Source organism: Bradyrhizobium sp. CCGUVB14 (assembly GCF_024199935.1).
Classification (GTDB): Bacteria; Pseudomonadota; Alphaproteobacteria; order Rhizobiales; family Xanthobacteraceae; genus Bradyrhizobium.
The window spans coordinates 1508324-1524619 of record NZ_JANADS010000001.1 but is presented as its reverse complement, the minus strand read 5'-3'; the positions used below and the strand labels follow the sequence as shown (position 1 = coordinate 1524619).

Below are 16296 nucleotides of genomic sequence, written 5' to 3'. Positions count from 1 at the left end.
CTATTCAGCGTGTCAGCATCTTCACACATCGTCATACATCGGACACGGTGCGCGCGTTGAAACGGGTGCGGCTATCGAGACTCCTCTTCTTACGAAGCGCAGTTGGACCCGCCTAGTGCGTGCTGGCACTGCCCACTACGTGTCCTCTCGAATGACAGGCCAAGTGAATGGGTGGCCGCGATCATCGCCAGTTCGAGAACTTGTGCATGGTCCCAGCAGGATGCCGCTGTTCGGTTTGTGATCAGATCAGCAGTCAAGGCTGCAGAAAGCTGCGATCGTCGTTTCACAACCGTTAGACTTGCGCGAGCGTGGAAATGGCGACTGCGGCGCGAGTGCAGAACGATCTCGAGACCAGGAGCTTGCCATAGAGAAATCGACGTGCGATTTGCGGTTATCGCATCTGACCGTGATCGAACGCCATTTTATCAAAGGCCAACCACCGCATTTAGGATGTGGGGAGCGTGATGGCAGATCTGTCGGCAAAAAGCACGTTATTCTAGCCGCCGGCAGCGCCTGGCCTCCCATCACAACAGCGCAAGCTTTTGAGCTTTGACGGCTCAAAGAGCTTGCAGTTTGCAGGAGGCAAGGGACCTAAGCTTTCGTCTTTGATGGTCGCCCTCTAGTCGGTGTCTTTGAAGAGTAGAGCGACGAGGGAACGAGTTTAGTGAAACTTGTAGGAGACCTGCAGGAAGGTGCCCCATCGTTCCATGCGATAGTTCGCAGGGTAGGGCCCAGAGGTGACGGGAAAGGTGCGCGTCTGCATGGTGCCGGTGTGGAATTGCTCACTATCTCTCGGACTCCACATCGCCCAGTAGCGGCCGCCGACGCCGACGCTGAAATTGCTGGTGATGAGGTACGATAGAATACCTTCTATTTGTACCCCACGACCACCACTCCCGCGATGATCAATGAAGGTCGTGAAGTCGCGCAGCAGATGATTGTCGCGCCCCTGGAAATCCGTCCAGGGCAAATAAGCGATATCGGCGCTCACGCGCCAACGATCGAGAAACATGGTCTCAGCGTTGAGGCCGATGCGCAGCGCATTCCAGTTGGTATCTTGGCTGCCGATTGTCCTTTGATCGCCCGGCGTGAGACAGTAAAGCGACGCGATCCGAACGCATCCTGTCGAATCAGACTTTTGGCTGTAATAGGTCCAGCCGGTGATTGCACCGATCTTGTACGTGCTCCCACGCAAAAAATCATAGCCCGCATCAACCGTGTAGTACATGAACCTACCGTTCGCCTGACCCGAGATTGTGTTGGCATAGGCCATGGGATCTCCGGCTTCCCAAGCTAAGCCCCAATCTTCATCATTCATATTCCCGCTGTTAAAGAGCCCGACTCCGATATTGCCCTTCAGGAAGATCCCCCAGGGGCTGTCAACCCGTTCGAACATCTCGCCGGAAATCCCATCCAGCTTGTGATAGGTCAGCCTCGACACAAGACCGGGCGGACCATTTTCCCATTGAAATTTTCCTCGGCTCAGCCAGAGCCGTGTGCCGCTTTCAAGCGACCAGCCTGCGGCGAAGGGAATAGCCGGCGCGCGAAAGGTCGGCTTTATCGGATAGAGCGGCGTGTCCGACCACCGCGGCGTCGATGCATCGGCGTCAAGATGGTAGTTCAGAGCGATCTTGCCGATCTGGTAGCCGCTAGACAAGTTGGTGGCGTTAGCTGGCACCGTTGCCAAGGGTGGATATTCTAGCGTCGAAGGGGTCACCACAGTTGGTCCGCCGAACATCAGATAATCATATTCGAGACTCAACGACCACGCCGGGGTGAGCGCGTGTTCGACGCCCGCGCCGATGATGCCCCCGGCACGACCATAGTCAACATGGGTTGCATTCTGTGGTGCCCATCCGGAAGGGTAAGTCTCGCTACGAAACTCGTTACCGTTGGCGATATCGCCGCGGTTGTGTTGCCAGGCCACACCTGCTTTGAGATAGGCAAGCGTGCGGCCCTGCGGCCCAAAGGCATAACCCAGCCGGCCGGTCCCAGTGACGAAGACGTCCGGACTTGCGTTGCAGTTTGCACTCACGAGCACACCGGAAGCGGCAAGACAGGTGTTTGCACCGTCCGAGATGGCGCCGCTGGCATCCAATTCGAGGCCAAAAACCCAGCGGCCCCTCTGCCAATTGTAACCGATCTGCGCTCCTGCCAGGAACACAGGGGTGTCGACCACGTCGCCGTAGATCGAGGGACCGTAGGGATCACCAAATGATGTGCGGCCGTAACCCCCGCCGACCTGTCCGCCGAAATATCCTCCGGTCCAACTCCATAAGACAGGCGGGAGCTTTACTACCGGCTTAGAGTCTGCCGAATTGACGACCTCGCCTGCAACCAGCGCAGCCGCTGCCATCCCCCAAAACAAAAGTTCAGATCTCATATCACCTCACGAACACACAATGCGCGCGCCATCTTGCAACGAAGGCCGAGTAACCTTCGTTGTCGTCCAGCTTCCACGGGGCTATTGTGCAGGATCTAGGCCATCGGATGTGGCGCGCGATCCCTGCAGTTGTTCGTCAGTGATGTCGCCTTCGCAACAAGCCCGATGATCTTTGAGACAAGTCCGCGTCTGATGTTGGTCATACCGCACGCTTCACGCTCGGCATCCAGCGGATGGATAGGGGGACGCTCTGTAATGGTCCGGTGAGGATAGCGGCAGAAGTTCTGTTGACTTACACGATACGGTTTCACGCAGCCCTCAAGTAGGTCGCTCTCCCCGAATAGAGATTCAAGTCAGCTGATTGGCTGAAGCATACGGAGTCAGCCGATCTCCACTCCTGCCGCTAACGCAAACAGCCAAACACAGAGGGCGCCAAATGTCTGTGATGCGTCCCAGGGAGATTGATGTATCTTGCCCGACCTGCAATGCCGGCCCGCCGAAATACCGCGACGTCTTGCTCTTGACGTCCAACCATTTCAGCTAAGAAAACATTCGTGAAGGTCATTTGGGACGAACCAAAGCGACTCGGCCAATCTCGACAACCACGGGATGGATTTCGCCGATCTCAACGAGAAGTTCTTCGATACGGCTGTCGTCTTGGGAGCCAAGCGAGACCGTTATCGCGCAATCGGCGTGAATATTCGCGGCGTTATTTCGCGATACACGGCAAGGAGGCCGTCAGCATCATCAGCATGGGCCCAGCCAGTAAAGCGGAAAGGGGGTTCTATGAAGCGAATCGTCGCTAAGAAGCGCCATACTGCCAGCGATATGCGTGCTGTAAGCGATAATCCCGAATGGACTAAGCGCGACTTTGCAAAAGCAAAAGCCTTCGACGAGGTCTCCCCAACGATGCGGAAGGGTACGGCCCAATAAGGCGCCCACAAAGAAGCCGGTTTCGCTACAGCTCAGCGCCGTTTTTCTAGATCATTTCAAGGCTGGCCCAATTGACAGACCAGAAACGACGAAGCGCTTGTGAAGATTGTCAATCGAAAGGCTGGATACCCGATCGGTCGCTTGACAGGAGTGCGGGAGCAATCTGATCGTGCATTTACAAGGTGCGCTAAGATCCCCCTCACTGCCGTTAAGGCAAAACGCCGAAGGTACGGCCTTCCGCAAAAAACCAAAGAACCGCAGCAATTCGAAAGCGGCGAAGCCCGGCAGAAAGCCGAGCTTCGCCTCTCTTGAGACGGAGGGCAACGCTGCTCCCTACTCTGTCGGCTGGCCAGTTTTGCCGCCCGACCTCAAAAGCCAAGTCGAGTTGAGGCGGCCAAGAATGCCAGTGCGCACAAACGTGCTCACGGCGTCCACGGCGTAGTCGCATGTACGCGTTCACGCGCTTTGGTTCCGACTTGGGCTCATCTCCCATTTTGGTTCTGCATGCTTTGGCGGGTGGAAGCCCGCTGCTCCAACTACCCTTTGCAGTTGCGCTTGCGTGGAGCCCGGCGCGAGCCGGTCATGGAGACGACGCCAACGCTAGTGGGGACAGATTGTAACCGATTCGCGTAACCGAGTTGATCCTTGCACCGCCTGCGCAGGAATGTGCGGAGGACCCGAGAAGGTGCCGTTTAGCAGCGTTGGCGGCGGCATCAGGCGCATTTCAGGCACGCCCCTGCCCCGACCCTTCGTTGCAGAAATACTGCGCGACTGCGCCTATTGAAGCAGCTTTCAAGACACGCGAGTGGGAGCTGACGCGAGAAAAAACTTCTCGACGGCGAATATGATGCAGCGTCAATTTACAGCAGATCGTCACTCGAACATCCCGACGGCCGGGTGACCACCGCGCCGAATTTGGTTGGGCGCACGATGGTTGGCTATTTGATCTGGACGGCTATCTAATTGTCCGCTGCTTGCAGCGCATTGGCCGATCGACGCGGAAGCGATGACGCTCACAGGGATTCGCTTGCTCGATCATCAGGAACGGAATAAGAGCGATGCATGCTGAGAAGGAATTATCGAGTGCCCTATGATTTCGACAAGCATCGCCTCGGAAGCCGGATGAATTTGAGCACTACTTTGTAGCGGCACAAGCAGTTCACCGTCTGAGCGGACCAACGCTTAGTTGACCTTTCAAAAAAGCACCGCCGGAGCCCTCCGCTTCAATTAAGCACGGGAGGGGATCATGTTTCATGCTTTACGCTAGGCGCACGATAGCACTGATCAGGATTTGGGCGAGGGAAGTTGATGCGGTTCATACACACGTCGGACTGGCAGCTCGGTAAGCCGTTTGGACGAGCGCCCGACCAAGCTCGCACTGCTCTATTCGAAGCGCGTCTCGATGCGATTGACACACTTGCCGCTGCGGCGCGCCGCGAAGGCGCCGAATTCGTGCTGGTGGCCGGCGATGTATTCGATAGTCCAGAACCAGGTGATCGCGTCTATCGTCAGGCGCTCACGCGCATGAAAGCCGCATCAGACATACGTTGGGTCCTGCTTCCGGGCAATCACGATCCGGCGCGTGCCGACGGTCTCTGGAGCCGTCTCATCGGCGAGGTGCCCGAGACTGTAACCGTTTGCCTCGAACCACGGCCTCTCGAACTCAAGGAGGGATTCTGGCTGCTCCCTGCCCCGCTGCAGTTCAAGCGGGCGCTAGAAGACCCGACTGCATGGTTCGATTTCGCGGAAACCCCCGCGGGCGCGAAGCGCATCGGCCTCGCACATGGTCCAATCCGAGATTTCGGTTCCCACGGAACGGCTGGAAACCTGATTGCGCCTGATCGAGCGCGCCGGTCCGGCCTCACCTATCTTGCACTCGGCGACTGGCACGGCCGGCACGAAATCGATCCCAACACCTATTATTCCGGAACGCCTGAACCAGATGATTTCGGCCGCGAGGTGAGCGGCGTCGCGCTTTGCGTGGACCTAAGTTCCGAAAGGCCAAGCGTAGCGGACCTATCGACCGGACGCTATCATTGGAGAACAGAAACTTGGTCGCTCAGCAGCGCGGCCGACCTGAACGTCTTGCTCGCCGGTCTGGCCCCTGCCGTCGAGCGTCGAAACCTTATCTTACGTCTTAGATTATCCGGCCTTCTCACACTCGCAGAGCGAGTGGTCCTGCGCGACCGGCTCGAAGGAGAGCTGGCTCACGAGGTGCGCTGGCTTGACCTCAATCTCGACGATCTGTATGCGCGTCCGACCGATATGGATCTCGCTGACATCGATGCCCATGGCGTGCTGCACGTGGCTGCCGAACGCCTGCAGGCCTTGTCTGCGGAAGGCGGTGTGCTCGCCAAGCGCGCTGCCGCCGCGCTTGAGCGCCTTTATGTCGAACAGCGCCGAGCCGCCCGCGCGGAGGCACACTGATGCTGATCCGCGACCTCGCTATCGAAAATTTCCGAAAGTTTCGTCGGCCGATCCGGCTGACCGGCTTCAAGGCCGGCTTGAACCTGGTGTGCGACCAAAATGAAGCAGGCAAGTCGACGGCGCTCGAGGCATTGCGAGCGGTGTTGTTCGAACGGCATGGATCGCGAAGCGATCGCATTCGTTCGTTTCGGCCGCATGGGGACGATGTAGCGCCCTCTGTCGATCTGACTTTCGAGATCAGAGGCGATGTCTGGAAGCTGCGCAAACGCTTCCTCCAGAACGCTTCGGTGGAGCTTGAAGGGCCCAACGGACGCGCAACTGGCGACGAAGCCGAGGAACGCCTACAAGCGCTACTTGGGTTCGCCCGCGCTGGCAATCGCGGCGCCGACGATGATAGTCGCGGAGCGCTAGGGTTGCTTTGGGTAGAGCAAGGCCAGTCCTTTGTGTTTGGAGTGCCGGGGCAAGGTGCCCGCCGGACACTTGAGGAGGTCCTGGCCGGCGAGGTCGGCGTTGTAACCGGCGGCCTGCGTACTACTACGGTGCTGCAGGCCATTGAACGAAATCTCGCTGATTTTCAGACCCCGACGGGCCGCCCCGCCCGCCGCCTCCTTGAGGCTCAGGAAAGAGCAACTGCCGCATGCGAAGAGGCGCGCGTTGCACGGGCCGAGCTGGAGCAGTTCGATACAGTGCTCAATCGTCTCGAGTCGAAGCGTAACGAGCAACGGCGGTTAGTTCGCGAACTCGAGGATCCCGAACAGGGCGAACGTCTCGCCCAACTGGAGACCGATATCGATCGCGCGAAGGTCGCGGGACAGGCATTGCGCACTGCCGAAGCATTGCTGCGCGAAGCGACCGGCGAACGCGTGCGATTGGAAGCCCGTAAGGGATCTCGGCGCGAGTTGCGCGACCAATTGGAGCGCGCCGAGCAGACCGCGGCTACCTTACGTCGGGTCGCCGCGGATCATCACGCCGTTCAGGGATCGGCCGAGGAGGCCGAAAGCGAGGCGGCCGCAACACTCGAGACCGCTCGGGTCGCCTTGCGCATGGCCGAGGAAGACAGGCTTTCAGCGCAACAAGTGCGAACAGCGCGGATGCGTCAGCGCGCGCTTGCCGCAGCCTTTGCCCGCCTTGAGGCTGCCGAAAGGACTGCGGCCGAGCTCCAGGCGCGTCGCGACGAAGTCGCGGCGATTCGGATGACGCTGGAAGCGAGCGCGCGGTTGCAGGAGCTCGAACAGACCCTCGTCGAAGCCAAAGCGGCCGCCACCGCTGGCGCGGTCCTCCTCAAGATCGATTTGCTGCAGACGGCGCCACAAGTTCGCCTGAACGGCGTTGTGGTAGAGGGCAGCAGTCGCGCATTCGTGACCGACACCCAGACTCTCGAGTTCGAAGGTATCGGAAGCGTGGCGGTTACGCCGCCTGCTTCTGGCGCCCCTGCACAGGCCCGACTTCGTGCAGTAGAACAGGATCTCGCCGCGTTTCTCGCCGAGGTCGGCTGTACCGATACAATCACCGCCAAGGAGACGGCGCGAGCGCGCGTGGAAGCTACCCAAGCGGTCTCTGTGCTGTCGGCTCGACTTGCGGCCTCCTGCCCCGAGGATCCGGAGCTCGGCATTGTCGCAGGCCTGGATTCGCTGCGCGGCGCGCTCGCAGCCATAGACCAGCCAACCCAGCTCGCCGAGGATGGAACCGATCGAAGAGAAGACGATTTCGAAAAAGCCTGGCGGGCCGCACGCACCGCTGAACGAGAAGCCGAGGGTCGTCGCCAAGCTGCGCTCGATGCGCTGCAGGAGGCGCAGCTCGCCCATGTTCGCCTGACGGGTCAGGTCGAGCGCGCTGTAGCAGACGTTTCACGGTTCGGTGCCCAACTCGCGACCGAGCTCGAAGCTTTCGACGACATTGCACTCGGCGCCGCATTGGCGGCTGCAAAGGCAACCGAAGCGCGTGCGATCGTTGCTCGCGACGAAGCGCGGCACGCCGTCGATGGGCTCGACGAGACCGTGCTGGTGCAGCGTCGCGACAATCTACGCAAGCGAGGCGAACGACTGGCCACTGACAGGCTTGTTCTTGTGAGCGAAATCGCCCAGCTCGAAGAACGCGCCAAGACGCTCGGCGGCACTGGGCCGACCAGTCGAGCGGCAGCCGCCGCCGAGCTCGCGGAGGCTGCGACCGCAGCACATGCCCGGCTGAAGGAGGAAGCCGAGATGCTCGCAATGCTCGCGGAGACCATCCGCGAAGCACAACGCGAAGCCGCCCGTCGTCTTCTTGTACCCATCACACAGCGCGTTACGCCCTTCGTCAGCCGGCTCTTGCCCAATGCATCGATCACATTCGCGGAGGATCTCCGTCCGATGCAGCTGTCGCGCGCCGGCCGCGAAGAAGCCACCGAAGATCTCAGCAAGGGGACCCAGGAACAGCTTGCCGTCCTCACGCGCATCGCCTTTGCGGACCTCCTCATCGAGAATGGAAAACCTGCCTCGCTTGTGCTCGATGACGCGCTGGTGTTTGCGGATGATGATCGCTTCGAAGTCATGCTGGAGATATTGACCGAAGCCGCGCAGCGCATGCAGATCATCATTTTGAGCTGCCGCACCAGCGCCTACCGCGGTCTCGAGGCTAGCCGGATCATGCTTGCATGATAGCTCAAAGCACATCTCAGCGGATCGCCGCGGCCCACTCAGTCTGATCAAGGAAGAAATGAATGGCGGCCAAGAGCAAGGCCGAGATCGCGCAGGAATTTGCCCAAAGCGCGCTGAGCGCCACCCCAGTGATTATCCTCGGAAGTGGCGCCTCAGCGGCGCATGGTGTGCCGGGAATGGGAGCGCTAGCAGAGCATCTGTCTGCCGCATCGCTTCCACCTAGATGGACGGCTGAAGAGAATGCCGAATGGACATCGTTCATTCGTCATCTCAAGGCCGGCACCGATCTTGAAAGCGCGCTACAGGCGGTACGCCCTACCGAACGCCAAACCCAGTTCATTGCAGGCGCTACACGGGAATTTCTGCTGCCTTCCGACCTAGCAGTCCTCACATCGCTGTTAGCCGATCGCCACACCTTGCCGCTAACCAGGCTTTATCGGCACCTCTTCGACAGCACACACACGATGATCCATGTCGTCACGCCTAATTATGACAGGCTCGCGGAATACGCCGCCGACGCGGCTGATGTTAGCACGTTCACGGGCTTCAACCATGGCTATCTGCAGACCCGGGCGCGGACGCCTAATACCCGTGTCACCATGAACGGGAGGCCGTCGCGCACGGTGGCGGTCTGGAAGGTCCATGGCTCCCTCGATTGGTTCCAGGCAGCCAACCAGATCGTTGGCGTGAGAAGCGCCGTCCCAATCCCGGCGGCCTATACGCCGCTCATGATCACGCCGGGCATTGACAAGTACCGCCTGACCCATGGCGAGCCGTTCCGCACAATCTTGAGCTGCAGCGACAACGCGCTAGAGAATGCCCGCTCTTACCTCTGCATCGGCTACGGTTTTAATGATGAGCATGTCCAGACCAAGCTTATTGAGCGTTGCGACTATAATTCCATACCGCTGGTCGTGATCACGAAGGAGCTGACGGTCAGCGCTAAGGCCTTTCTGACCGGCGGCCGTTGCCGCCGCTATCTCGCCATCGAAGACAGCGCCGCGGGCGCGCGTGCATATACGCACGACGCGCCAGCAGGATTCGACCTAGACAAGCCGCTGTGGCGCCTCGATCAATTTCTCGACCACATCACAGGAATACCTGCATGAGCATGCTCGACTTTACCGATGCAGAGGCGCTCGGACGCGTCCAATCGGTCGATACCGCCACCGTGATTGTTCGCGTCGATGACGTCGATGCATTGCGTGCACTACAGGTCAATCGGCTGGTCGCGCTCCAAAGCAGCTTGGCCGGCCACAAGCTGATTGGCGTTATCCACAAAATCACCCGCACCGCGCTCGAGGAAGCAAAAGTGGCCGACGTCGAGCGTGCCGACGAGGCCCATCCCGAGGTTAATCTGGTCCGCATCACGTTGATTGGAACTCTGCTCGACCGGGACGGGACGCGGGCCAACGTATTCCGGCGTACGCTCGAAACGGTTCCGGAAATTGATGCATGCTGTTTCGCACTTGAGGGCGAACGGCTGACCCGCTTCATGGGCGTCATCTCTGAGGTGACTGGGGGTGCTCAGCGTCTGTCGCTCGGCGCTTATACTCTCGATCCCAACGCGGAGGCTTACGTCAACGGCAACAGGCTTTTCCAGCGCCACGCCCTCATCGTCGGTTGCACTGGCTCCGGTAAATCCTGGACGACAGCGCGTCTCCTGGAACAAGTGGCCGAGCTTGAAAGTGCTAACGCTATCGTGTTCGACATGCACGGCGAATATGCGTCTATGGCCGGGGCCGGTTTCGCGCATCTTCGAGTCGCGGGGCCGGGCGATATTGATGCGGACAAAGGCCTCACTGACGGCGTGCTTCACCTTCCCTACTGGCTGATGAGCTACGAAGCGCTAGTCTCGATGTTCGTCGACCGCAGCGACCAAAACGCGCCTAATCAGGCCATGGTTATGTCGCGTGCGATTGTCGATGCGAAGACCAGCTTCCTGACTGCAGGGGGCCACACTGATGTTCTCGCCAACTTCACGATCGACAGCCCCGTCCCTTTTGCGATGGCATCGGTGCTCACGGAACTCGATCGTCTGAACACGGAAATGGTGCCAGGCGCCAGGGCCGAAAAGCAGGGCGACTTTCACGGGAAGCTCAGCCGCTTGATCCAGCGCCTCGAAGGCAAGCGTACAGACCGCCGACTCGGGTTCTTGTTTCCGGCAGTGGGCGTCGCCGATAGCTATAAGTGGCTCGATGAAGCAGTCACGCTACTCCTAGGCGGACGAGCTGCCAAGGGGGGCCGCGACGGGGTAAAGGTGATCGACTTTTCCGAAGTTCCCTCGGACATTCTGCCGCTGATCGTCGGCATGGTTGCACGTATGGTCCTTCATGTGCAGCAGTGGAGTCCGCAGGGGGCACGTCATCCAGTGGCGCTGTTCTGCGACGAGGCACATCTCTATATTCCCCAGGACGCTACCTCCGGCGCCGCAGAGAATGCGATCGCGACTTTTGAGCGCATTGCCAAGGAAGGTCGAAAATATGGCGTTGGCCTTGTCGTCATCAGCCAGCGGCCCGCCGAAGTGAATCGCACCGTCGTCAGTCAGTGCAACAATTTGATTGCCATGCGCTTGACCAATGGTGACGATCAGACGGTGGTACGCCGCCTGCTGCCCGATAGCCTGGGCGGGTTTGGTGATCTGCTCCCCGTGCTCGACACCGGCGAGGCCCTCGTGGTCGGCGATGCGATCTTATTACCTACACGCATCCGGATCGCAAAGCCGATCAACGAACCGCTCAGCGGCACGATTCAGTTTTGGGACCGCTGGGCGGATCCGAGGGCTACAGCCGAGCTCGACAAGGCCGTAGAGAGTTGGCGCCGTCAGACGCTCGTCAAATAGCGTCTGGTCAAACCGAGCTACGGGGGCAGCCCACGCGGCTTATCGCGTCCGTCACCCGTTTCACTTCGGATCGCCTATCTGCGGGCAACTTCCGTTGTCTGCCGCGATCGTCGGCCATGAGAAAGTTCGAATTGCGGACTCTCGACAACCCCCTTTCGGTTGGTCGAATACCAAGTTCCAAGACTAGCTGCTTGACCGCGGCAATCCTGGGACGTGCATCCAGAACGTAAGCAAAATTATCGCGACAGATGATCCTATCGTCTTCATCACGATCTACCCATGAGTCGACGGAGGCCATCACGGAATCTTCTTGGATGTCGATCACCCCGGAAGCGGCCGCGTTCATGCATGCCGAAACACACCATGCCCGGGCTTTCTTCTGGAGTGCTGGGTTTGCGACATTAGCGAGGGAGCCTGACGTTGGCTCGACTATGCGTCGCCCGTGTTCGAAGCAAGGTTTTGCACAAGGTCTTTGCTGGCACGGCAATTGCTGGACCGTGAATGTCGGTCCTCGCCAACCTTTTGGGTTCTGATGTTCCTGCGACTTGGCAGTTATTGTCGCAACAGAGAGCCAGATTGCCGCAACAGAGAGCCAGATTGCCGCAACAGACAGCCAGCTGTGACTGCGTATTCGCAATTTCAGACGCAACGCGGCTGGTCGGTTTCGATCTGGCCGCAGCGGTTACTCCACTAGCTCGGTCATCTGATGGGACGTCAGGGGGGACGTGAAATGAGTACAGGGCCCGAGGCTCTCGCCGAAAATGGGGCGGCACCCCTCAGATACGGCCTCGTCCCCTGTATGACTGACAGAAGCGAACGAAGTTGGAGGAAATCCGACAGCCTCGAACGCGATCCAAGATCGAGCCCTCGGAGAGGAAATGATGATCAAGTATGCAGTCGTCGGCGCTGGTGCGATTTCGCAACAAGCTTTCTTGCCGGGAGTCGGACAGTCCGCGAACTCGAAGGTTACCGCAATCGTAACCGGTCATCGAGACAAGGCCGCGCAACTAGCGGATTTTCATGGTATTGGTCAGGTCGCCAACTATGACGGATACGATGCCCTTTTGAGAGGCTCCGACGTCGACGTGGTGTATATTGCTCTGCCCAACCATTTGCATGCTGACTATACGGTTCGGGCGGCTCGCGCCGGCAAGCACATTTTGGTCGAGAAACCGCTGGCTACCAACGAACAAGATGCCCTCGCTATGATCGCCGCTGCGCGCGAGGCTGGCGTGTTTCTGATGACCGCCTACCGGCTCCACAACGAACCCGGAACCGTCGCGGTCCTCGAACATGTCCGCAACAACGCGATCGGCCGACCGCTCTTCTTTCAATCGGTTTTCAGTTTCCAGACGGCGATAGGGAACCACAGACTTAAAGCTGCGAGTTGGGGTGGCCCCCTCCAGGACGTGGGGGTCTACTGCGTCAACGCGGCTCGTCATATCTTTACTGAGGAGCCGATTGAGGCCGTGGCAATGGCGCACCGACCGATCGATGACCCACGGTTTGGCGAGGTGGATGCGTCGGTCGCAGCCTTGCTGCGTTTTCCTTCAGGCGGTTTGGCCCAATTCATCGCCAGCTTCGGGGCGTCTACCGTCGACAATTATCGAGTCGTCGGAACGTCGGGTGATATCGAACTCGACCCCAGTTTCCGGTTCGAGACGGCAACAAAATTGCGCCTGCGCCGCGACGGCGAGGTCGGTGAAACCCAGTTTCCGCACATCGACCAATTTGCCGCGCAGGTGCAGTACTTTTCAGATTGCATCAAAGCTGGAACGCCGCCCGAAGCCGATGGCGAGGAAGGCTTGGCGGACCTGCGCGCACTGCTCGCAATTGAGACGGCCGTCCTGACCGGACAACCGCAAACGATCACATCCCGGCCACGTGCCCGCCATCCAACCCCCGACATGGTGCGATTTGTCTCTGCAACCGATCGACGACTGGTCCTCTGAGGGGCCTGCTGCCAACATCGTCAACGCGGACGAGACGGATTCAACCTGCTCAGATCCAGCCTCGCCGAACCTCCGCGCCGTGATGGAGGCTGAACATCCGGCGTGCAAACCCGCTTATTCGTTGCCTCGGCTCGAAGTGTGTTGGCCGCTGCCATCATGTTTTCATCGTCCGTTGTAAGCCGGTGATCACAAGCATTAGTCTCAGTCAGTCGCGTGATACCGCGGCCGTCGACTCATCGAATTCGCCACCAAGCCAACCACTGAACGCGCGAAGAGAGTAAGTGCAAACGTTTTCCTGTCTTGACCTGCAAGCAGCAACGACTGTGCCGACGACTCTTGCCCTACTGAATCTCCCAATTCCATCTTGAACGAAGCTCGCGTGCGGCAGACCAAAGTCACTGTTTCGAGCGCGACAGGCCCTATGCGTCCTTCAAAACGGAACATGGACCAGTGGTCGTTTGCTCGCGATACGTCCTCTTTCTCTCGATTATCGCGGCGGCCTTCGGAACGGAAATTGCTCCGCTCCATCATGAGGCTGCTTTCTGTGCGGCGGAGAACCCTACGCGCTGCAAAACTTCTCCTCGGAAGAGCCGTTGATCGAAAGTTGCCTGCCCCCTTCGTCCGTTGGAGCAATCTAGAGGCTGCCTTGAGCAACCTTCGGGTGAGCATCAACACGCTGTGGCTGTTCGCCGGTGCCCGCCGCGGCATCATGATCTACCGCGCTGCGGTCGTCGTGCAGGAGATCGATGGCAGCGACGTTGCGGACATTATGATCGTCTACGAGCGGCCAAGCGACCCCGCGATCGATAGACCATTAACTGAACGTCGGGGGGCTGCCGCTCGACCCGAGAACCGCCGCTCGAACGGTTTTAGCGGCCCGAATGGTCCTACGATGCGCGGAACCTAGGAGCTTAGCGCTCGGCGGGCGCTCAACCACACCAAGACTGCCATAACAATTTTGTACCTCAGTCAACTACCAAGGCCAGGAATTGATCTACATGACGAAAGCATGTCTTCATCCCGGTTCATGAACCTCGGCAGGTCCAACGTGTCCTGCAAGGATTTCGGCATGCAACCTCAACCGCAATATGTATTCGATAGCGCCCCTCACCGAGGTGCTGTCTCGTCGTGCGTAGAAGCGCTGCGCGCTCAGGTCTGCTCCACTACCGAGCTCTCCTTCCTCATGGAAGCGCATGACGGGCTCTCTGGCGCTATCGCCAAGCGCGCAGGATTCAAAAGTCTCTGGGCGTCGGGTCTGTCGATCGCCTGCTCTCTCGGCTACCGCGATGCCAACGAAGCTTCATGGAGCCAAATCGTCGACGTGGTCGAGCGCATCGTCGACTCGACTGAGCTTCCTGTGCTCGTCGACGGCGATGGCGGCTTCGGGAACTTCAATAATGCGCGCCTCCTGGCACGCAAGCTCCGTCAGCGCGGCGCTGCCGGTGTCGCGCTCGAGGACAGCTGTTTTCCGAAGATGAACTCATTCGTTGGCGAGCGGCATCCCCTTGCCGATATCAATGAATTCTCCGGCCGACTGCGGGCCGTGAAAGATACAATCGCAGAGGACTTGGTCCTCGTTGCCCGGATCGAAGCCCTCATCAGCGGCCATGGACTGGACGAAGCAATTTTGCGCGCTCACGCTTATGCTGATGCGGGAGCCGATGCAATCCTTATCCACTCACGAAAGAGCAGTGCGGATGAGGTCCTTTCGTTTGTGAGTGCCTGGCAGAACCGGCTGCCGGTCGTCATCGTTCCAACGAAATACTTCCGAACCCCCGTCTCAGTATATCGCGATGCCGAAATCTCGACAGTGATCTGGGCAAACCACTCTATGCGAGCTGCAACGGCGGCAATGCGACGAGTCTGCGATGACATCATGGCCAAGGAGGGTATTGCCGGCGTTGAGCCACATATCGCGACGCTCGACGAGGTCTTCGCGATGTTCGGGTACGACGAACTCGCCCGTGCCGAAGTGCGATATTTGCCTCGCCGATAACCAACGGCAGCCGTTTCTCATGTTCACAAAAATTACTCGTTAGGAAGTGCTAGCATGCGATCGACCGCCCGATCGCAACGGTCCACTGTAGCCTCGTACGATACCTTTGTTTGCTCTCCCGATAATGGAGATTTCAGAAAGTGGCGCCGCAGCTCCCAGATAGCCGCCCTGGGCATCTCGAGCCCCTCACTCGATCAGGTCACTTATCCAGAAGGTCCGTGTCTCTCGGAGAGCGACCGACACGGAGCCTAACTTGTTTCGTTCGAAACTTTAGGTCACTTTCGGCAGACTTGAACACAACGGTCAGCACTTCAGTGTTCGGACGATATAGGAGCGGCTCGCGGGCGACATGACTGCGGTAGGTTTCTTTTTCGTTGCAAGAAGCATCCGCTTCGGCGGCGCGCCGCCGAAGCGTGCCCCTTGCGGTGCCCCTGATGCAGCTAGCTCGAGCTCACTAGCTTGCAGTTCGAGTTCGCCGCTGGGCTGATATCCTCCCTCTTCCTTGCATGGCCCTCTTCTTTCTCTGGGCACATTGATCGATGCCGCAACGATCGATTTCAAGGAGGTGATTAACAGGCAAGATGGAGGGACCTCATCGCGAGTTCTTTCAACTGATTGACGAGGGCGATCGTAGTCTAACGCAGCAAAAGAATGAAGTGGCGGGTCGATCAGGTGGGGCGAGCTTTGTGTTGTGTCGGATCAAGACCTCCCGCTTCATAGGATTCGAAACTGACTTCCCTAAGCATGCTCGATCCACTGGACAGGCGCCGTCCAAGAGCTTCGACAAAGCGATCGTAGCGTTCAGCGCCCTTGGCGCGCGCCGCGGGGCTCGACTGCTCCGGTAATGCCGGAGTTGCCGTCAACCAGAAGCGGATGAACAGTCCAATCGTTTCCAACGTAACACCGTCATTGCGCTCAAGGCGCTCGAGCGTACCCACGATCCGGTCGAGCCGCTTGGCTATCGCCGCTTCCCGCCGCTCGGACTCATCGGGGGACAGGAAGGAGGCAACGGCAGCCTCGGCAACCAGCGACTTGGGCTTGCCCTGATGTTTTGCGAACGCCTCGAGGCTACGGAAGATCTCTGGATCGAGATAGATGCTGAGCTGGACCTTCTTCATCTTAGCCCT

At 59.1% G+C, this 16296-nt stretch carries 9 protein-coding genes and 1 pseudogene; 8 read left to right on the top strand and 2 right to left on the bottom strand.

Annotated elements, in window-relative coordinates; genetic code table 11:
- Positions 1 to 661: 661 nt before the first annotated feature.
- Positions 662 to 2383, bottom strand: a complete 1722-nt coding sequence (locus NLM32_RS07210) for an outer membrane beta-barrel protein (RefSeq protein WP_254128523.1) — start codon at positions 2381 to 2383, stop codon at positions 662 to 664.
- Between the two features lie 554 nt (positions 2384 to 2937).
- Between NLM32_RS07210 and NLM32_RS46195 the strand changes: the two are divergent.
- From NLM32_RS46195 to aepX, 8 genes and pseudogenes are all read left to right on the top strand, one after another.
- Positions 2938 to 3189: pseudogene (locus NLM32_RS46195) on the top strand (BrnT family toxin).
- Between the two features lie 1435 nt (positions 3190 to 4624).
- Positions 4625 to 5743, top strand: a complete 1119-nt coding sequence (locus NLM32_RS07200) for a DNA repair exonuclease (protein WP_254128522.1) — start codon at positions 4625 to 4627, stop codon at positions 5741 to 5743.
- Positions 5743 to 8379, top strand: a complete 2637-nt coding sequence (locus tag NLM32_RS07195) for an AAA family ATPase (protein WP_254128521.1) — start codon at positions 5743 to 5745, stop codon at positions 8377 to 8379. Before NLM32_RS07200 ends, NLM32_RS07195 begins: the two co-directional genes overlap by 1 nt.
- Positions 8380 to 8441: 62 nt before the next feature.
- A complete protein-coding gene (locus NLM32_RS07190) occupies positions 8442 to 9488 on the top strand; it encodes an SIR2 family protein (RefSeq protein WP_254128520.1) in 1047 nt (348 codons plus the stop codon).
- Positions 9485 to 11221: an ATP-binding protein gene (locus tag NLM32_RS07185; protein ID WP_254128519.1), complete on the top strand. Its 1737-nt coding sequence runs from the start codon at positions 9485 to 9487 to the stop codon at positions 11219 to 11221. The genes NLM32_RS07190 and NLM32_RS07185 overlap by 4 nt, the downstream gene beginning before the upstream one ends.
- 878 nt (positions 11222 to 12099) lie before the next feature.
- The gene (locus NLM32_RS07180; protein WP_254128518.1) at positions 12100 to 13173 is read left to right on the top strand and encodes a Gfo/Idh/MocA family protein; all 1074 of its coding nucleotides are present in this window, start codon (positions 12100 to 12102) and stop codon (positions 13171 to 13173) included.
- 646 nt (positions 13174 to 13819) lie between these two features.
- Entirely contained in the window at positions 13820 to 14080 is a 261-nt protein-coding gene (locus NLM32_RS07175) for a hypothetical protein (protein ID WP_254128517.1), read from the top strand.
- Between the two features lie 162 nt (positions 14081 to 14242).
- Positions 14243 to 15169 (top strand): phosphoenolpyruvate mutase, encoded by a 927-nt coding sequence (aepX, locus tag NLM32_RS07170; RefSeq protein WP_256561093.1) that lies wholly within the window; start codon positions 14243 to 14245, stop codon positions 15167 to 15169.
- 668 nt (positions 15170 to 15837) lie between these two features.
- Here aepX and NLM32_RS07165 read toward each other — a convergent pair.
- A complete protein-coding gene (locus NLM32_RS07165) occupies positions 15838 to 16287 on the bottom strand; it encodes a CopG family transcriptional regulator (RefSeq protein ID WP_254128516.1) in 450 nt (149 codons plus the stop codon).
- Positions 16288 to 16296: the final 9 nt, after the last annotated feature.